The 19248-nt window shown below is 52.7% G+C and carries 17 protein-coding genes and 1 pseudogene; 9 read left to right on the forward strand and 9 right to left on the reverse strand.

The window, feature by feature from the left end:
- Positions 1–2: 2 nt before the first annotated feature.
- A complete protein-coding gene (locus OX462_RS12255) occupies positions 3–1490 on the reverse strand; it encodes an ATP-binding protein (RefSeq protein ID WP_409028527.1) in 1488 nt (495 codons plus the stop codon).
- Positions 1487–4063 (reverse strand): sigma-70 family RNA polymerase sigma factor, encoded by a 2577-nt coding sequence (locus OX462_RS12260; protein ID WP_409028528.1) that lies wholly within the window; start codon positions 4061–4063, stop codon positions 1487–1489. The genes OX462_RS12255 and OX462_RS12260 overlap by 4 nt, the downstream gene beginning before the upstream one ends.
- A 711-nt stretch (positions 4064–4774) precedes the next feature.
- Here OX462_RS12260 and OX462_RS12265 point away from each other — a divergent pair.
- The 5 genes from OX462_RS12265 (at position 4775) to OX462_RS12285 (ending at position 9855) form a co-directional block, all read left to right on the forward strand.
- Complete coding sequence (locus OX462_RS12265) at positions 4775–5122, forward strand: hypothetical protein (protein ID WP_409028529.1); 348 nt, start codon at positions 4775–4777, stop codon at positions 5120–5122.
- An 86-nt stretch (positions 5123–5208) separates the two neighbouring features.
- Positions 5209–6078, forward strand: a complete 870-nt coding sequence (locus tag OX462_RS12270) for an HNH endonuclease (protein ID WP_409028530.1) — start codon at positions 5209–5211, stop codon at positions 6076–6078.
- A gap of 781 nt (positions 6079–6859) precedes the next feature.
- Positions 6860–7576 carry a hypothetical protein gene (locus OX462_RS12275; RefSeq protein WP_409028531.1) on the forward strand — a complete coding sequence of 239 codons (717 nt, stop codon included), beginning with the start codon at positions 6860–6862 and terminating at the stop codon, positions 7574–7576.
- A 570-nt stretch (positions 7577–8146) separates the two neighbouring features.
- The gene (locus OX462_RS12280; protein ID WP_070308615.1) at positions 8147–8974 is read left to right on the forward strand and encodes an IS5 family transposase; all 828 of its coding nucleotides are present in this window, start codon (positions 8147–8149) and stop codon (positions 8972–8974) included.
- A gap of 173 nt (positions 8975–9147) precedes the next feature.
- A complete protein-coding gene (locus tag OX462_RS12285; RefSeq protein ID WP_409028532.1) occupies positions 9148–9855 on the forward strand; it encodes an ankyrin repeat domain-containing protein in 708 nt (235 codons plus the stop codon).
- Between the two features lie 470 nt (positions 9856–10325).
- Here the strand turns inward: OX462_RS12285 and OX462_RS12290 are convergent, their stop codons facing one another.
- From OX462_RS12290 to OX462_RS12300, 3 genes are read right to left on the reverse strand one after another with little or no spacing between them, the layout of a single operon-like run.
- Positions 10326–11111: an ImmA/IrrE family metallo-endopeptidase gene (locus OX462_RS12290; RefSeq protein WP_409028533.1), complete on the reverse strand. Its 786-nt coding sequence runs from the start codon at positions 11109–11111 to the stop codon at positions 10326–10328.
- Positions 11101–11520, reverse strand: a complete 420-nt coding sequence (locus OX462_RS12295) for a hypothetical protein (protein ID WP_409028534.1) — start codon at positions 11518–11520, stop codon at positions 11101–11103. The genes OX462_RS12290 and OX462_RS12295 overlap by 11 nt, the downstream gene beginning before the upstream one ends.
- A complete protein-coding gene (locus tag OX462_RS12300) occupies positions 11517–12149 on the reverse strand; it encodes a hypothetical protein (RefSeq protein WP_409028535.1) in 633 nt (210 codons plus the stop codon). Before OX462_RS12300 ends, OX462_RS12295 begins: the two co-directional genes overlap by 4 nt.
- Positions 12150–12287: 138 nt before the next feature.
- Between OX462_RS12300 and OX462_RS12305 the strand changes: the two genes are divergently transcribed.
- Positions 12288–12515 carry a DUF2188 domain-containing protein gene (locus OX462_RS12305; RefSeq protein WP_409028536.1) on the forward strand — a complete coding sequence of 76 codons (228 nt, stop codon included), beginning with the start codon at positions 12288–12290 and terminating at the stop codon, positions 12513–12515.
- A gap of 92 nt (positions 12516–12607) precedes the next feature.
- The gene (locus OX462_RS12310; RefSeq protein ID WP_409028537.1) at positions 12608–13078 is read left to right on the forward strand and encodes a hypothetical protein; all 471 of its coding nucleotides are present in this window, start codon (positions 12608–12610) and stop codon (positions 13076–13078) included.
- Positions 13079–13746: 668 nt separating this feature from the next.
- On the opposite strand, the gene OX462_RS12315 is transcribed toward OX462_RS12310, so the two are convergent.
- Entirely contained in the window at positions 13747–14610 is an 864-nt protein-coding gene (locus tag OX462_RS12315; RefSeq protein ID WP_409028538.1) for a class I SAM-dependent methyltransferase, read from the reverse strand.
- Positions 14611–14973: 363 nt separating this feature from the next.
- Positions 14974–15867, reverse strand: a complete 894-nt coding sequence (locus OX462_RS12320) for an NAD(P)/FAD-dependent oxidoreductase (RefSeq protein ID WP_409028539.1) — start codon at positions 15865–15867, stop codon at positions 14974–14976.
- A 135-nt stretch (positions 15868–16002) separates the two neighbouring features.
- Here OX462_RS12320 and OX462_RS12325 point away from each other — a divergent pair, with 135 nt between their 5' ends.
- Positions 16003–16656 carry a TetR/AcrR family transcriptional regulator gene (locus tag OX462_RS12325; protein WP_409028540.1) on the forward strand — a complete coding sequence of 218 codons (654 nt, stop codon included), beginning with the start codon at positions 16003–16005 and terminating at the stop codon, positions 16654–16656.
- Between the two features lie 233 nt (positions 16657–16889).
- Here the strand turns inward: OX462_RS12325 and OX462_RS12330 are convergent, their stop codons facing one another.
- On the reverse strand, positions 16890–17381 hold the full coding sequence (locus tag OX462_RS12330) for a hypothetical protein (RefSeq protein WP_070223482.1): 492 nt from the start codon (positions 17379–17381) through the stop codon (positions 16890–16892).
- A 314-nt stretch (positions 17382–17695) separates the two neighbouring features.
- Positions 17696–18610 carry a hypothetical protein gene (locus OX462_RS12335; protein ID WP_409028541.1) on the reverse strand — a complete coding sequence of 305 codons (915 nt, stop codon included), beginning with the start codon at positions 18608–18610 and terminating at the stop codon, positions 17696–17698.
- A 189-nt stretch (positions 18611–18799) separates the two neighbouring features.
- Here OX462_RS12335 and OX462_RS12340 point away from each other — a divergent pair.
- Positions 18800–19234, forward strand: a pseudogene (locus OX462_RS12340) (MFS transporter); the annotation flags it as partial.
- Positions 19235–19248 lie beyond the last annotated feature (14 nt).

Below are 19248 nucleotides of genomic sequence, written 5' to 3' on the forward strand. Positions count from 1 at the left end.
TTCTAACTCCCTAGTTTTGCGACGAGCGCAGGATATTTTTGGAATGGTTCTGTGCGCGCCATAGACCTGCGCGCGTCTTCTACGCTAAGGCCCTTGCGCTCGATCAGATCATTGAAGAGCACTCCGGCGACCTCGATTACGGCCGAATTGGGCTCACCTTCGAAGCTTGTTCGTGGTGTCTCTTTGTTTTCAGCAGTGTCCAGCCAGATGCGCTGCACGGGAACAGTCTCTTCGATTACCCGAAGCATTGACTTGATCAGAGGAGCGAGCGTTCCGGCACTTTCCAGGACGGCAGCAACGGAGGGGTGAGTCTCTTCGATCCTATACCGCATGCCCGCTTTGACGCGCTCTACACGCCAAGCCTGTTCAATGGGAATATTGCCTTTCGCGGGCGCTGGCGTGCCACGATAGGCGAATACGCGCCGGGCCCGCTCGCGGGTATTTTCGGCCAAGAGCATAAGCCAAGGGCGAAGCGATACAGGCGGACGGGCTGTCGATTTTCGAACATCGATTTTCCAGTCAGCATCGGCTGTGTTAGGAATATCTAGGCGTATTCGCGCTAGTCGATGGGCTTCTTCCCTGTTCCATGCGCGGGAATTGCCAAGCCCTAACCATCCACCCGCAACCAAGAGCCGCTCGTTTCGGTAGACGTAGAAGCCTTGCTGCGCTGTCCAACCGCCGGGACCGGCGTTAGATTCGAATTCGGCAGCGGTTAGCTTGTCACGGTGCGGCAACACGTGGCATTGCACCGACACGATTCCGTAGCTGGTGGTATGGTTTGTGGTCGGCGATGTCCATGGCTTTGCTGGATGTCCTAACATGAACGGGTCCCAAGGCGAGACGAGACGTCCATTCAAAAAAAGTTTAAGCTTTGGCCGAGGGCCCTGCATTAGCCGATGAAAGACCATCGCCAGATGAGACTCGACGTTGTCAATGAGATCGTGAAAGTCGTCTGATGTGTAGCCGGAAGTGACCACACGGTCCATTGTTTCCCATAGGATCAGTGTGCCGGTCTTATTTCCTTTCAAGCCCGCGAGGAAGGGTTTCGATCCGTGGGCTGAGCCTTCGAAAAGAAGCCAGCCTCCCTCTGGATTCGCGGCGAGCTCGTCTAGGTCCCAGCGTAGGCAACTTGTGACGCCTCCTTTGACTGCAGCCACAGTTAGTCTACGACATTGTGATAACGACGATGTTTTAAGGCCCATGCCAAAACGTCCGAGGTCATGGGCGGAGCGAGCATCGAGTGGGTTTTTGTCGCCAAGGCGCATCGCGCTTTCGAGTTCGGCGTCATCCATGCCACGACCATCGTCGAGAATGGTAACGCGGCTACTCGGCCCGTCCCATGTGAAGTCAATGCGGACTTCTTCTGCATCGGCAGAAATGCTGTTGTCGATGATGTCGGCCAAAGCCGCTGCTGTCGAGTATCCTAATCCGCGTAAAGATTCGAGCATTGCCATCGCGCGTGGGGGCGCGCTTCGTGTTTTTGAACTCATTTCCAATAGCCTTTCCCTAGCATGAACTCGAATCCTAAAGCCATTAGTTTGCGGGTCAATTTTCGATAGCGGTCGTCAGGTATATCAATAAAATTGATCCATATTTTTCCTGTTGTTCCTATACGCTCATCGACAATAGAAATACCTAAGCCCGTGGCCTGCTCTATTAGTCTATCTATGCTTGACGCCTTTGCAGACGAGGTGGTGATCGCAGGCGAATGTATGGCAGAGGCATCTGAATGTATCTGATTGGCTTCTTGTGAGTGCGCGGCCTCGCTAGGCTGGGAAGGAGCGTCTTGAGCAACCTCCTCTTTGGGAAATGGATATCCAAAGAATGCGCTCGATAAAGCATCGATGCGGCTAGGTTGCATCAACTTTCGGATTGCTTTGGCTTCGATCTGGCGAATGCGTTCTCTTGTGACCTCGTATCGCTGGCCAATGTCATCTAGCGTCAATGAGTCGCCGACCCCGATCCCGTAGCGTAGCCGAATAATTTGCTCTTCCCTCGGCTTGAGCGTGGCCAGAACTCTGCCAATTGTTTTGTGCACCTCGGATTTGAGCGCGATGTCAAAAGGGTCAGGCGAAACGAAATCCGACTGTGCATCGACGGCAATCATTTCATCAATAGGTAGATCATGTATTGGTAGCGGTTCAGGAGCTATGCTTAAAAGCGCTGATACTTTCCGGGCAGACATTTCCATGCGGGTCGCGACCTCATTCAGATCAGGCTCTCGTCCAATCTCGGATTCAAGTGCAAGGGTTTCGCGAGCGAGACGTTGAGTCTTCTCATAAACATGGACAGGAACGCGAATCGTTCTGCCTTTGTCGGCGACATGGCGCCCAATTTGCTGGCGTATCCACCAGGTAGCATAAGTGGAAAATTTGAATCCTCGGCGCCAATCGTAGCGTTCAATGGCTTTCAACAGGCCGATGTTTCCCTCTTGCGCCAAGTCGTCCAAGGGTTCGCCACTATAGAGATACTTTTTTGCGAGATGGAAAACGAGCTTTAAATTTGCGGCCGCCATCCGCTCTCGGGCGGCTTGGTAAGCCTCCATAGCGTTGTTATATTCGAATGCCGCAGAGCCTGGATTATCATTGGGTTCAGCGTCGGCCAGCTCCAAGAGAAAGCGGCGGTTCAATCGGAGGGACGATAGCGTGTCGCGGACGGCCTGCCATTGAGTTCCGCGCTGAGCTGGAACTATTGGAAGGCTGGCAAGCCTGTCCACCGCATCTGAGAATTCTGACGCAAAATCCCCAAGTGGGAGGCTGACGACGAATTGCGAGTCTTCATCGGATTCGACTTCTTCATCAGACTGATCTATGCCAGCCATCTCGGCATCGCTTTCGCTATCAGGCTCTGATTCAAGGTCTGGTTGCGTTTCGGTGGGTCCACGCGATAGCCAAGTTAGAGGTTTCTGCTTGGACTTGATCATGCTCCCGGCGGCCAGCGCAAAGCTAATTCCGCGAGGCCAAGTTGCCAAGACGTCAAGCGCTCGTTCGAGTTCGACTTCCATGGCTTTGCCTAGCTCAACCTCTTCGTCGGCCGAAATTAGCCTCTCGCGCTGGAATTCCTTTTGGTATATGCGGAGAGGTTCTGAGTAGCGACTAGTCACGTTGTCAATAAATGCTAACGTATCCGCAACTATTTCTTCCTCATCCGGATTTTCCTCGGGCTTGACGAAGACCTCGAAATTTTCGTTTGAACTGACGTATTCGAGTCGCTCATCGACTTCGGCACCAAGATCGTTGATAACCATGGTTAGCAGCGCCTCAGCTTCGGGGTTTTCCGATTGGTCATCGTTTAGCGACAAGGCTTCGATCGAAGCACGAGGAACGCTGCCTTCTCGAGAAGCTCGAAGCAGCAATGCACGCAGCAGTTCGCGGGTTTCGGCGTCGCCAGTGCGAGCCAACGGCATCGAGCGCTCCGGCAGGTATAGATCAATGTCCTCCCAATCTTCCGACGAATCTATTGGCTCGTGCTTTGAAATGGACTCTTGGAGCGTGCTTGCTGCTTGGGCCACAGACGGATCGACCGCGGGAGGGGGCATGTCCTCCTCCGGCTCCCAGCCGGACAAGTCAAATTCGAGCCCTGTTTCCAGCTCGTCCTCTTTTATGTCGATTTGGATATTGAGTAGAGCGATATCCTCAGCTCTGTTCGTGGCGCCGAAGGTTAGGGGCGGCTCTACGGCTGGATTGCCTGGGGAGGGGCAAGCTTCTCTTGGAGACGGAACCACGTTAGGGAGCGATCCGTCAGATGTATCGATCGGAAAAATCACAGGCATCAATATCGAAGCCGCTTCGTGCGCTCCTGCGTCAACGGCGATGGCATGCGCTGTTTTTCCTGACGGGGCTAGTAAACCTTTGTTCGCTCCTGCGTCGAGCAGGAGTTTACATATAGTAAATTTGTTTCTGGCCGCCGACAGCATCAGGGGCGTGAGTCCATTTCCATCTCGCGCATTGAGATCGTCGCCTCGATCGATGTGAATTCGAACCGCGCTCTCGACTCCTGCCACGACTGCCATTTTTAGGAAACGATTGAGAGGACGCATGTCGGCAATATTCGTGTCGATCATCCGCACGTTTGCGTCCGGGCCTCTGCAGCGAAGTGACTGCGCTCAAAAATGAAACTTTTTAGACACTTTGTTGCTGTCATGTTGCATTGTTTATTTGATATTTCTGATGTTCCGCTGGGCATGTTTTCTCTGCCAAATTGTGTTATAAAACAAATTTCTTGTATTTGAGTAAATTCTACAGCAGATGGCTAGAGACAGCACGCTTCATGTTCATTTTTCAATAAGCTTATTTTGCAATTGTAAACAAGTGCGATAAATGCCGGGGGCTCGGCAGAATCCTTGTGATTGATAAAGTGGAGACTGTTCGGCGTTATCTAAATGGCATCCCTCTTGGGATTTTTCTTTGAACGGGCTCACTGGTGAATGATCCGAAGAAGCTTTTTGTTGATGCGCGTATGACCGGAATGTGCATTTTTTTGCGGAGCCAAGCCTGATACCCGGGATCATTGTCCGTCAAAAGTTTTGCTCGACGAACCCTTTCCATTGAACCTCCCAGTCGTGGCAGCATGTGAACAATGTAATCAGTCGTTTTCAAGTGACGAACGATATTTGGCATGCCTAGTGGAATGCGTGATATGTGAATCGGCAGATCCTGCTTTAGTCCGGCGCGACAATATCCGGCGTATTCTCCTACAGGTTCCACGGCTTGCCGCGCAGATTCAATCGTCGATGTCCTTGGACTTACTTGGAGATAAGACTTGGAGTGTTGAGATGGATCGTGTTAGAAATGTGGTCTTGAAGCTCGCGCGGGGGCATCTTGATTACGAACTCAGCATCCAGGAGTTTGGAGAGCCGGACGTGTTCGAAATCGTCCCGTTTGCCCTTATGGATGAGGCCCAACAGGCGTTTTTCGAGAGTCCTGAGCTTGGTGTGATGGCTGGCTGGCCCGAGTTGGGATCGAGGGCATTCATGAAAGCTTTACCATCCGGAGCGAGGGTCGCAGACGGTTGGATAGAAGTCCAAGATGGGCGATACCGGTATCTTGCCGGGCAGACTGATGGTAATTACGTGCATATTGTGTTCAGCAAATATCTCGCGTGCCGTGTTGTGTGGGCGTAGGGATTTCTATCATAGTGTTTTTATCTTGGGTCAAACGCAGGGCGCGAATGACTGAATTCAACGTATAGTTTAAGCAGATCCATAGCATGCATATTGAGGCAAAATTTTACGAAACCTATTATTTATGTTCCATCGTTGATGAAATATTAAAGAACAGGTTTGAGCATATCGTGGCTTTGGAGGCATTTCATTGCGATGGGCAATGGGCAGGATGGTTTTCTCCCTACAAAAAATATTCCGTATTCCATCAGTTCATTGAATTTGTTGTCCGGAATGTTCACTCCGAACAGGCGGAAGAGGTGGAGTTGCCCTCTTGCTATAGCATGACAGATTTAGGCAGAAAGATAGTCACGAAATTTGGTGATTCTTTTGCTTGCAAGCTTCCAATTGAAAATGCCTTTGATCATCACGGTATTGATTATCAGAGCTTTGCGGATCATTTGGCCGATTTGGGCAAGTCATACCTTGATGCCGATGACGATGATGTATATGATTTCATGAATGAGATATGGTTGTCTGAGTCATATGAAAAGCTTATGGATCAAACGGTTGGAGAGGTCTTCCATGTGTTGTTTCAAAACCGGAAATTGTTATTAAATTTCAATGATTACATGTCGAGTATTCTGAGTGGCGCTACCATCGAGGATGCGGAGGATTTGGATCATACATTGCTTTCTCCTCGCGGAACTTTGCTTCGAGTAAGGCCTCCAAAGTGGGCGCAACGCGCCGTTTTCTATCGAGACCGCGGGCGCTGCGTCTTGTGCGACAGTGATTTATCTGGTTTGGCGAATATCGAGAATGTGGAAAACTATGATCACATTGTTTCTCTCGCGCAGTTCGGACTAAATGACGTCAGCAATTTGCAATTGCTCTGCGTGCATTGCAACCAAATTGAAAAAAAGGACGGGGCCGCCATTACTTCTGGGCGCTATCAATCATGGTATTCCATCGACTAATGTTTGGATGGCTTGATCTGACTCCGCGCCTAGTAGGGCGACAACAATAGCTATTATGGGTTTTCAATCTTGGCTGGCCAACGCGACGCCTATGGGAACTTGGCTGTTTTCGAGCCAACCGGATGGCCGCCCCATGGACATCTGCGGCCATCCTAACGGGCCGGCTTACGGGCGTGTCCGAGCTCCTGACTATCCACGAATTTGGCGGGTGGCCGCAGTTGCGTCGTCCAAAGCTTTCCACTACGCCGAGCGAGCTGAGTTGGATGCCATGGTGCTTTCCCTTAATCATGTCCTAGACCGTAAAGTGAGGAGAGCCGCTGAGACCGGTTTGCCATCCGTGCGTGTGCGAGACCTTTTTCTATCTAATCCACAAAAAAATGAATTCAAAGCAGTGCCTAGACTGACGAATTTAAGAAATGATTGATACGGGCTCGGAAGACTAAATTCAACGAAAAGGAACTGTTGTCATTTAATTTTTCGCGTCCCTCAGTCATGAATTACAATAGGCAATAAATGAAAAATTTTACTGGCTAAAAGCAGATTTTTCTTGGCCCGAGTGGCGTGGAGTGCTTGGTTTGATTAGCAGCCTTTCGCTTAGAAATTAAGAGGGCTAGTATTGTAAATGCGAAACCGAAATTTTAGTTTGCTTCAACGCCGCCGCGACGATTGGCTATCCCTCATTATAATTGGGTAAATATTATTTAAGATGGCTGCAGATGAATAAATTATTTCTGAAGTTTTTTGCCATAGAGGCTCATGTTTTTAAAAGGATTAAATATATATGGGTGTGAAAATGCCAACTATTTTGAAAAATAAAATCCCATTTTTTCTCATAAAAATGTCGCACTATTTAAAATTCAGGGTTGCTCCTATCTCATTGTTGTGGGCTGGTGCAGGATTGGCTTTGGCGAGTTTCAATACATTTTTAGGTTCGATGTCGGAAAATAGTGAGGTGAAGGTCAAGGTTTTAAATATTGCATCACTGGTAGATTACAGATTATTGATTGTGTTGTTTTTCGGAATGCTCGTAATAATTTCACTTGTTTTGATATGCGTAATAAATTTAAGACCTGATGCAACCGATCGTGCGCGTGCGTGGAAAGGGCTGTTTCGGTGTTTAGACGAAATATCTGCGGCATCAACCCATGCTGCAGCAATGCTGATTACCTCTATTGCTATTCAAGAAATCGGCAACTGGCCGGCTGGCTTCGAAAAGTGGGATAGGGTATTAATAATTTCCCTATATTTTCTTTTTGGTGTTTTGACTTATAATGGGGAAGACAGCGTTGGATTGCTTGCTGGGGTAAATAGCCAGTCGCCGACGGCTCGACAGGCTGCCCCACCGGCACCGGCACCGGTTTTGGCGTCTGCACCATCTCCTGCCCCTGTATCCGCAGCGCCTTCATCATTGGCTTCGCCGCACTCAGCAGCAAATCCAGGGGCAGGGGGCGGCGTGAATCCGCCCCCGCCTCCTACTGTTCAGACGCCTACCCCATGAAATTTGGCGATCTGGTAAAACCATATAGCCAACCTAGTTTGTAGAATATGAAAGTCGTGAACCAGGAAATTAGGTATGTCATCGCTCCCGAAAAAATCAGTGCGACTAAAACTGCTACACTGAGTGGCATTTCTCCGCGAAAAAATTTTTTAGTTATTTTTCTCATTCTCACCCCCTCTACATTTTTTACGTCTGCAGCGATCGGAAGTCAAGAGTAGTTTTTTCGCACCGCTGTGCCAATACTGTGATCTATACGAATACGACGAGTGCAACAGATAAGCTTCGATCTTTGTAGCGATTGCAATGGATTACTGTGGTGAGTGGGTGACTTGCATGACTTGTGGTCTATAGTTCAGCAGTCATGTTTTTTAAAGTTATACGGAGGTCGTGGACAAGGTCACGGTATAGCCATGATTGAATGTTTTTGTAAAGAGGGGGGAGTCTTCGTTCAGCGCGGGCAGCTGCTTTGCGAAGATGCTGTTGGCTATGGCGAACAGCCTTAGTAACGGTTTAAAAACTTTATAGCAACTTTCAGGTCAAAGCATCTTTGATGTTTTGGAGTGATTGACGATGTGGACGCAAGAGAATCGAAGCCGGCATCAGCAGGTGAGGACGGCACTTAAACGTGGCTATCCCACAGATGTGAAAGATGAAGAGTGGCGTCTGATCGCACCGCTGCTGCCAAGGCAAGCGAAGACGGGAAGACCTCGCAAAACGGATTTGCGCACGGTGATCAATGCGCTGCGTTACATGGTACGGTCCGGATGCGAGTGGCGCATGCTGCCAAATGATTTCCCGCCGTATCAGACGGTTTATTACTGGTTTCGGCGGCTGATGCGGCGCATGCTGTTTCGTACCATTCATGACTTGGCGCTGATGCTCGATCGTATGTGCAATGAACGGGAGGTGCTGCCGAGTGCCGGTGTTGTCGATAGCCAGAGCGTGAAAGCGCCAGGGGCACGAACAAGAGGCTATGACGCCCACAAGAAACTCAGCGGGCGCAAACGCCATATCGCGGTCGACACGGACGGTCGCTTACTGGCGATGAACCTGACCCCAGCCGATATTGCCGACTCCACTGGTGCTCAGATGGTGCTCGACGGCCTGATTAAACGCTGGCCATGGGTGAAGCATCTGTTTGGGGATGCGGCATATGACCGCAAACAGTTGATGGACAAGGCTGCGTTTCTTGACTTCACGGTGGAAGTCGTGCGGCGCCTGCAAGGGCAGCAAGGTTTCGCTGTTCAACCCAGGCGCTGGGTGGTCGAGCGAACGTTTGCATGGCTGATGCGTTACCGGCGCTTGGTGCGCGACTACGAGCAGCGCCTTGATGTTTCGGAAAATATGATTTACCTGGCCATGGGTTCGTTGCTGCTGCGTCGACTAAATTTCCGCTAAGTTATTAAACCGTTCCTTAGGTAAAGGCTTTCATAGACCTTTACGCAACGAGGTTGGGTCAGGCGAGGGACTGGATGTTCGCACATTACCGTAGACCAACGTTGCCATCGACGCCCGATGGTTTACGTGCAACTCGATGAAGCTTGCGCTAGCTAAAACTTATAGAGGGCACGATGGTCAGCATCAATGACGATAAATCATTCAAGTTAGCTTTGATCACCGAGGACTTGCAAGGCGACCAGTCTAAAGACGGTTTCGCTGCGGTGTGCGAACAAGCGAGGGCGGCTATGGATACGCACGACATCGGCAGCGACTTCCGTCGCGCTTACCTCAATTGCATGAGTAATCCTACGATCCTTGTAAGCCAAGTCCAGGCTGACATGATGGACAACTACATGATCGCCGCCTTCGCATGCATAGAGCTGGGCCTCTCGAAGCATTTTCCATTGATCGCATGGGCCGCGTTGAATAAGATGGACTTCGAGGGATTGCACGGTGAGATTGCTTGTATGCGCGCGCTGATGTGGGGCGGCTTCGACGTGAACGGCCAAACACAGGAAAGCGGCATTTCTGCGCTCCATGCCATGTGCAATTTGAAATGGGGCAAGGGAGCGCATCCAAGGGCTGTGCATCACCTCATTGAGAACGGCGCAAACGTAGATATTCAATCTGCGACGGGCGACACGCCGATGATCACACTGTGCGGCAACGCGACCTGGAACGAGGATATAGACAGAACGTTTTATTTACTCTTCGATGCTGGTGCGGACCTGGAGATGGAGGCCGACGATGGCGCTTCCGCGTGGCTTTTGCTTCAAAGCCAGCAGAAAAAAAAACCACATCCCCTGCGCGAGCAGCTTATTTCTGATTTGTCAGAATAGTTGCAAGCTCAAGCCGCTCGAAAAAATTTGACCTCTGACACTAGGTTAAGCTCGCGTCGATCGACAGTGTGTTCAAACTCTTGGAGATATATCCTGTGCGAGGATGCGGCCGCGATGATTAATGTGGCATTACTAGGAGTTACTAGGCGCTGGCCTCGTCGCGACCATGTCTCATTGAGGGAAATCGCCAAACGCCTCGGCATTACGCGCAACATCGTCCGGCGCTACCTAAGCTCGGAGACAACCGAGCCCACCTATGTGGAGCGCCAATCGGCCAGCGCCATCGATCCATACGCTTTTCACCTCGCAGGCTGGCTCAAGACCGAGGTGGCGAAATCACTCAAGCGACGGTGCAACTTGAAACAGCTTCACGAGGACCTAACGGAATTGGGGTTCAAAGGCTCTTACGACCGAGTGGAGGTGTTCGCCAGGCAATGGAAGTCCGGTCTACGCCATGGACTGCACCAATATCAGTATCTACGCTTGCCGGTTTCCTTTACCAGATTAAGCGAAGTCAAGATTGCACCATCTGGCAGTCGAATCGATTGTGATTGAACCTCTAGGCGATAAGTGTTTGGACCATTTATCCAGCGATTGGCTGGTTCTTTTTTAACCTTGCTCATCGAACCCTTTCCGGAAAAGGCCATCGTGAACCCCTCCGTCTCTTGATGAAGTTGTTTAACGAGATAGAAATCGTAGGGGAATGACGCACTTCGTTGGTGCCAGAGTAGTTTTTTCTGGTCATGGCATGCAAGCGCGGCTGGCTCTGAGGCTCGCTTGACTAACTTGATTGCAGAGGCCGTCAAGCTCGTTCGGAACTCGTGCGCCAAGGTCGCTGCCACCTCCAAAGATACCATCTTCCCGGCGACCCAAGGATCGACTAGGTAGCTTGGTAAGATCAACTGGCTAGCAAACCCGTTAGCTTCGGCCTCCATGGTGCGAGCCTCAGCGTTTTGCGGGCCGATGTCTTCTTGGGCGCACATGAAGGAACCAGCATGCCGGTCGCAAATCCAATGGGCCAATTCGTGGGCTAACGAGAAGCGTTGCCGTCCCTCGGGACTTCCGTTATTTACACTGATCACGGCCTTATCGCCAAAGACGACGAGGCGTGCCTCGCATCCACCCAAAGGACGATATATGACTTGAGCGTTTTGATCATGGGCTATGCCTTCCAGATTGATGTGAGATGGATCAATGACTCCATACCCCCAAAGCAAACGCTCGGCTGGCGAAAAGCGTTCGGGATCAATGTTCATTGTCTTCTGCCTTTATTGCACCCATGGCAACGAGATCGTCATACAACGAATGCCAGTCGGCCTCGGATTGTCTTTTCCCTTCGCGGAAAGCTAAGCCGACGGTCGGCTCTTGAACGAACAGTTGCTGAACCATTTGTTTGATCTTTTCCAAACTTGGCCGAACGGAGACCGCTCGATGAGGTTGAGGCGCACTGTGAGGTGAGCTGACCTTGGATGCATTCAAACGCTGCCTCAGGGCCGCAGCTGCGGCCTCTCTCATGGCTTGACGGGTTGTGGACGCGAACCTCTCCAAGTCGACCTCATCTTCCTTGGCCTCGGCGTGGAGCTCTGCATCGGACATCGCAATAAGATCCGCAATCGCTGCATCTTGAAGCGATGCAATTTCGTCGATCATTTTATTTGAGCTCATTTGCTCCTCCTGCCAGGAAAAATTTTGTCTAGACCTCGACGAAAGCGCCTTTTCGCGGTGTCATACTCTGTCGATGACATTCCAGATATGGCTCTAATTTCTTCCGCTGGCATTTCGTCCTTGTAGCCCATGATAATAAAGCTAACATTTTCATCGTTTTTGAAAAACTGATCGATGGCGTCCGAGTCGGATTTTGCGATGGCTTGGCGCAAACCGATTTCTTGGTTCTCTTCGACTTGATCTTCTGTGCTTCTGTGATTGAATCCTCTGGCCCCCAAGAAATCTTCCCCAGATAGAGTTTCAGTGGCCAGCGCGTCGATGCGCAGGGTGCGCTTTTGTCCCACTGAGTTAGCGGAGTCGCTTGCAATTCCCTTCATGCACATCATCAAAAATGAGAAGAAATCTATGGACGTCTTCCATGCGCGGCCTTGCCCGCCGATTGCCGCATTCATTGCGCGCAAAATAGCTTCGTTTAAGAGTTCGCTCGGTTTTTGATATTCGCTGCCAAAAAGGTAGTAGCCGGCTGCTTTTGCAAGTTTATACAGCTCTTCTGCCGTCAGGCGCTCTATAGCTTGTCGCAGTTCGTCTGGAGATGCTCGTTCTTTATCGTTTTGCTCAGTCGGTTCCAATGGGAGCTCCTTGAATCATTATTGTATATGCGGAACCGAGCCAAAAAACGGACAAAAGCTGCGATCATTGTCCGGTTTGGAAGAGCTCATCCGCATAGCTTAGTGAGCGGCAATCATGCCGTGATAAGGATCATCGAAATGAGCACGAAACGCAATCAACATGTGGTTCCTCGCGCCGATGGCTGGGCGGTGAAGGGTGAAAATACGCAACGGGCTACGGAGCTGTTTGACCGCAAGTCCGACGCGGTGCAACGAGCGCGCGAGATCGCCCAGAACCAAGGAACTGAACTCGTCGTCCATAAACAGGATGGCAAGATCGAATATAAGGATAGCCACGGCAAAGATCCGTTCCCACCGAAGGGCTGAATCCTTTGTGGTGGACCAGCCTGGTCCACCATTTTTAGGAAGCAATAGATGTTCTATGTTTGGCGACACCGACGGAGACAAAGGAGATCACGATGTCTGAGTATCGATTGACAACGGAAATTATAGAGCGGTCCGAAGCGGCGAACTGGGATCAGGCAAAATTGGAATGGGGTCTTGCCGAGGTTTATCAGGCAGACGAACCTGAAACCTGTCTTTGCGGGCATTTTCCGATTGTGGAACTGTGTGTTCTGCGAAATAAGCTAAATGCGAGCATCGCTACTGTTGGCAACTGCTGTGTCAAGAAGTTCCTTGGCCTACCATCAGACCTAATCTTTCAGGCGGTAAAGCGTGTGCGCGCGGATAACGATAAGTCTTTGAATGGTGAGTCCATAGAGCACGCATTCGGCAAGGGGTGGATCAACCAGTGGGAGCGAGACTTCTACTTCCAGGTAATGCGCAAGCGAAAGTTGTCGGACAAGCAGGCATCTACAAAGCGGAGCATAAATTTGAAAATGATGCGGAACATGCGTCGGATTCCACCATCCCCAATTGCGGCTACATGAGAAGGGCGTTAGCCGGCTACTTTCATGCTGTTCAACGGGTTCACAGCGCACGCGGCCTAGAGGACGGTTCTAGAACCTAGGGATCGGGCATGCTTAGGCTGCGTCGGCGACTCGGTGGCATTCGACAAACATTCCACCAAAATGATATTATTCGGACGCGCTCAGCGCATGTTTCCCCTATGAAGGCGACGAATTGGACCCTCGCATTCACACTGCAGGGGTCGCAAGTTCGAAACTTGCACTTCCCACCAAATTTTTCGTTTGTATTCAATGACTCAGGATTTCATCTTTTGTCTGAATACGAACTTGGGGCAAACTTGGGGCAATGGGATTTTCGTCCATTGTCCAGTCCCAAACGATACGGCCGCTTCCTGCGGCCGTTTTCATGTCAAGCAGGCTTACGCCTATCATATCTCTTCCTTGCTCTCAAAGCCTAAGCCACGCATGTCGTCTGCTATCGGCCGGGCGGAAACGGTCGGTCGCGACCTTCAGCAGTCCCTGCAAGTTCATATTTTTATCTGGACGAACAATAAAGTCGGACATCCTAGACGGCACATTTTTCATTGCAGCGCCAGTACCGTCAGAGCCACGCCAGACGGGATATCAATCTGCCCGGCCCAAGGCGCCCCGTTCCACCAAGCGGCGGGCGTCCCCCGTGTTAATCCGTGTCAACTTGCCGGATTGCGCGCCGTGACGATCCATGCCGCGCCGTCGATCATCACCGAGCGCTCGCCGGGGCGGCCCGCGAAGGCGGTACGGACGGCGACTGCCGCGCGGGCACGGATATCATCGGCCTGAGCGGCGAGTACGCGCGACAGCGGGCCGACCTCGAGCGCCATCTTCACCGCGTCGTCGATCGCAGCGTCCCGCGTTCCGCCCTCGCCGAACGGGACGGAAGCATCGAAGGGCGCGATAGCGATATCGGTGAAACCGGCTGCCGTCAGGATGCGCGTCACCCGATCCCGCTCGCCGAACGAAAACGGGCCGGGCGCTTCGGGATCGGGCGGCGCGGTCAGCGCGACGATGCCCTGTATCGCGCCCATCGGCAGGCGCATCCATTCGTTCTCGGCCGCGCCGCGCCAGCAGACGAAAGCGACCCGCCCGCCCGGCCGCAGCGCGCGTCGCATATGGGCGAACGCCCCTGTTGGATCGCCGAAGAACATCACCCCGAAGCGCGAGAACAGGATGTCGAACGCGCCTTCCGGCAACTCGGCACTGCTGGCGTCGGCTACCAGGAACTGGGCCGGCGTATGTTGTGGCGTAAGCGTGCGTGCGCGGCCGATCAGCGATTCGGATATGTCCACGCCCAGCACTTGCCCCTGCGCGCCGACGCGGGCGGCCAGAGCCAGACTCGACGCGCCTGCGCCGCAGCCGACGTCCAGCACGCGCTCGCCCGTCGCGGGCGCGGCGGCTTCGATCGCGGCTTGGCCGAACACCGCCACCATGGCATCAAGCCGGGCCTGGTTTGCGACCCAGCGCTCTCCGCTTTGATCATTCCAGTCGGCGACCTGATAGGCATTTTGCTCTGTCATGCTATCTCCTTGTTCTGATTTGTTCTTGACTAGACCCCTTTTGTCGAGGCAGGGGGGAATGACACGAGTCGGCCCCACGCCGCGATCCATTCCGCGATCGCCTCGGGGGCCTCGATGTGTAGGAAGTGGTCGACGTCGGGGGACGATCCATTGCGTGCCGTGCGGCGAACCGATGGCGGTCCTCGACCTGCGCGGAGAGGATCTCATGAACGTGAGTGGGTGAGGAATTGCGAGCGCGGCCGTGCGTTCGATCTGCTCCGCCGCCAACCCCGACAGCAGCGCTCCCGGATAGATGACGGGCGGAGGGATGCGTACACCGGCGCTGTCGGGTTCGATGGCCATGCTCATCACAAATCTGTGCCCTCAAACCAGCATCGACTGCTGAGCGGAGATACCCGCCGTTGCGCCCTGCGATATTGCCGTGGTGACCGAGGCCATGGCTGGGTTTGCAAGATCGCCGGCGGCGTAGATGCCGGGTATGCTGGTTTCGCGGCGCTCGTCGACCTTGATGGCGATGCCCAGTGGCGTATTGACTGTAGCGAGGCCCAGTGATTCATGCAGGCTTGCGGACGGCTTGTTGCGCGGATGCGCGAACAGGATGTCGACCGCGACATTGGTGGCGGTATCGAGCTTGACAGTGGCATTTTCGCCTCCGTGTCGGGTGATTTCCATGATTCGGCCATCGACGACAGGTATGTTGCGGCGCGCCAGATCGGCCCGGATATCGGGTGGAATGTCGTGCCCATCGGCGAAGACCGTCAGCGTCTCGGTCCAATCGCCGTACAGCCTGACATAATTGTGCGACTGCGGACCAGACCAGACAAGGCCCCAATGCTGGCCGGCGACTTCAAAACCGTCACAATAGGGGCAGGGCACAATGGACGTGCCCCAGCCTTCGGCGAAGCCCGGGATATCAGGCATTTGATCGACGACGCCATAGCTCAGGATCAGGCGACGTGTCCTTAGGCTTTCGTTATCGTCAGTGACGACGCAGAAATCGTCGATCGTACCGGAGATGCATTCGGCACGGGCAGTGACCAGCCTGATCGTTGGATAGCGCGCCAGCTGCTGCCGCGCCTCGACCAGGATGTCCAGCGGCGGCTTGTGATCGTGGCCGAGCAGACCATGCGAATGGCCGGCAAAGCGGTTGCGCGGCCGGCAACTGTCGAGGACCGTGACCTTGCGGCGGGCACGGCCGAGCTGCAGGGCGGCGGCGAGGCCAGCAAAGCTGCCGCCGATAATGATGACGTCATTCATGGTGATGGACTCCGTGTGTGGGTGAGGGCTGGGTAGGGCTTGGCGCGCAATAACCTGTCCATTGGGTTTGCACCTTTTGGATACTATGTGGTATCCTAATTAAAGAATTGGATACTGTCAAGTACTGGAATTTTTATGACTGAAAAAAATCAGGGCCGGCGCGGCCGGCCAACCAACGAGGCGCTTGGCCAAACGATCGCCGACGCGGCGTGCGAGCTTTTTGTGGAATTGGGTTTTCAAGCGACGACAATGGACAAGGTCGCCCAGCGGGCGAAGATATCCAAGCTAAGCATCTATCGGCACTTCGAGAACAAGGAGGCGCTGTTTAGTGCTGCCATCGCGGCCCGCTGCCATCAGTTTGCACCGCAGGCCCTGTTTGAAGGCGTAGACGGTTCGGCCGAGGATCAGCTCATGGCGGTGGGCTCATCCCTGCTTCGCACGTTCTTGAACCCGGACGTCCGTCGTATCGAAGCCATGATCATGGCCGACAAGACGAATCAACAGTCGCTAAGCAAGCTCCAATACGAAGCAGGCCCCGCCCATGTCATCGCCCAAATCGAGGCCCTGTTGCGTCAGTTGCACGCGAAGGAGGTTCTGCATGTGCCCGATCCTCGCCGGTCCGCCCGCTTGTTTGCCGCGCTGTTAAAAGGTTCCGATCTGCTGATCATCGCACGCTTCAATGAAGCGATAGCGGAGGACGACAACGAAATCGAATCCTATTGCCGGTCCGCAGTCGCCATGTTCATCGCCGCGCACGGTGGCAACGACCATGCGGGCGGATGCAGCTGATTGCTCCGGGCAGTTCATAGTAGCGGGAGGGGGGCTTGGTGGTGCGAAAACTTGCCAGACAGTGCCAGGCTGAAAACGAAAACAGCCCGCATTTAGGCGGGCTGAGAGGTGCTTTGGTGCTCTTTGGTGTCGGCTTATGCCTGACGCGGGACCATCCCACTCGATTACTTTTTGACTGACGGGTACATTAAACCACTGCACTGACTCGTTTGCCTCATCCGAAGTCGGGTAACTTATCTGAATGGCTGTTGACGAAGATGAGGCGAGCGAATTCGTTCGACAAATAGACCTAGATCGCGTGCGATCGCAATCGACCGCTCGCATTTCGAGGGTACTCCGATGTACATGTAGTAGTCGTAGCCAAAATGGACATACGCCTTGCCTGGCACGACGAGTTTTCCCCAGGCCTCTTCGCGAAGGACAAGACGCGCGAAATCGAGGCTTTGAGCAATAGATAGGTTCCCCCGGTGCAGAAAGCCATCTGCGGGGGCGTCGCGACATTCCAATGCCGTCAACGCCAATGACTCGATACCTGCCTCATCCAGGAAACTTTTCATAGCGGACAGGTAGCTATTTTCAACATTCAGATACACCGCCTCAGACAGCATCCCACCGTCAAATACCCGTCCGATATCAGATCGCGAAGTCCAATCGCAGCCTGTGTATCCGCCTGTCGCATCTCTCAGCGAGGGGTCATATTTTGTTACACGGTATTGATTCTTCATGGTCGCGATTCAGGCAGAAGGGAACTGAGCAAATCCATCACTGACAAAGGCTGCTTTTGGCTGCGGGTTCAATCGATCAACGCAACACTTTAACTTAAATGCATCATTGCAGAGCTGAATAGATAGGCCAGACCCGATCTCGTCGTTGGAGCGGGCAGCTACGAGATCGCACACCAGGTGCCTGGCAGGACGCCCATGCCAAACACGATCCATCGGTTTTTCATCTTTCAAGAACTATGTCTCAGGAGCGTCTAAGCTACTGGCGCCGATTCATCACTGGAAATTGAGCGAAGAAAAACGTGCTTTTGTTTCCTTCAATGCATTGGATGGCATGCGACAATTTCCATTAGCTCCGCTGCAGCCTTAGAGGCTTGCTCGATCGTCAGTGAGTATTCTTTTCTAAAACTGCGAACCAATTGCATCCTTTCTCCGGCTTTGGCAAAAGAAATCAATTCTGAAGAACCCACAAAAATACCGCCGAGCACTATCGGTTCACCCTTGCGCGAAATCGGAAGGGCTGGAACAATTTCAATCATAGACTGTGCAACACCAGCCTGTATGAGAGCATTTGAAAACTCGCTGCGGACTATCCAACGTACTTCCCCACGTCTTTTCAGCAGATGCTCAACAGGCAGTAGCTGCGTTAGCGCTCCGCAAAATCGCTCCATACCGGACGCATCAACTATCAAGTCACCGTCATCGGCAAGCATCCGCAAATGGCTTTCGACCTCGCACGCGTCATTTGCATGCACCCACGGTGCAAGCCGAAGATGCGTCGGCTTATAGTTGATGATGCTGACGGGCGGCTGCAGGTCTAAATAGCTCCGCACAATCTCGAGCAGTTCGCCAGCAGGCCCGCTGCAACGGTCAAAGGGCAAACATTCAAACACAGCAGCCAGCATCGTGTGTGCAGCGCACCCTTCTTTCGGACTCCACAACGAAAACAACTGAGGCTTCGAACTCGAGGAACCGAAAACTCCGTTAATGCTAATTCCATCCAAGCCAAGCTGATTCCACTGTTCATCCCACTCCATTAACATGGCGGAAGAACTTCTATGGAGTGTCGCCATTTGTTCACTTTCGACTGGCAAACTATATGTAATGCGCGGAAGAAGGCCTGTCTGAAGGGCTTCAAATGTGGCCAGTCCCGTGGCCTCACCTTCAATCCGAATTGAACATTGGCGATGGAAGGAGGGAGAGATATTGAGGACGAGATCGAAAATGGACATATCTTTTTAATATTTTTAATGAAAGTTCAGTCTTGCCCGCTGATGCTTCAGTACTTGTCAATAGTTCACTGACGAGATTAGACAATGGAAAAATTTGATTTTGCTTGCTCATTTTAGCCGTTCTGATTATTCAGCGGCATCGCCATCGGGACGGTCGTTTCCGTACCGCTGGGCAGTTACTTAGGGGGCATATATGGCTGGCGCAGTGCATTTATAGCAGCCGCGGCTGTCGGAGGGCTAACACTTTTGTTTCAATTGTTCACGCCGCCCCGTATGGCGCCGCGCACGATGACGCGCACCACATCGGTGCTGCGATTGCTCCGTCGCCCGGGGATCGGGATCGGGATGTTGGGCTGCGTACTGGCCCATACCGGGCAATATGCATTGTTCACCTATATTCGCCCCGCTCTTGAAAGCGTTGTCCATATAGATGTAAACGGTTTGTCTCTGATGCTCCTGGGTTTTGGTGTCGCCAACTTCGTTGGCACGCTGCTGGCCGGCTGGCTAATGGAGCGTAGCCTGCGTGCCACTTTAGTGCTCATGCCTGCGCTGGCGGGCTTGGCGGCACTCGGCAAGATCCTGCTGCCAGTCCAAGGAACAGGCCTGATGTTTTTGGTCGCTCTGTGGGGCCTGGCGCT

It is taken from the genome of Janthinobacterium aestuarii, assembly GCF_046113285.1.
In the GTDB taxonomy this organism is placed as follows: domain Bacteria; phylum Pseudomonadota; class Gammaproteobacteria; order Burkholderiales; family Burkholderiaceae_D; genus Janthinobacterium.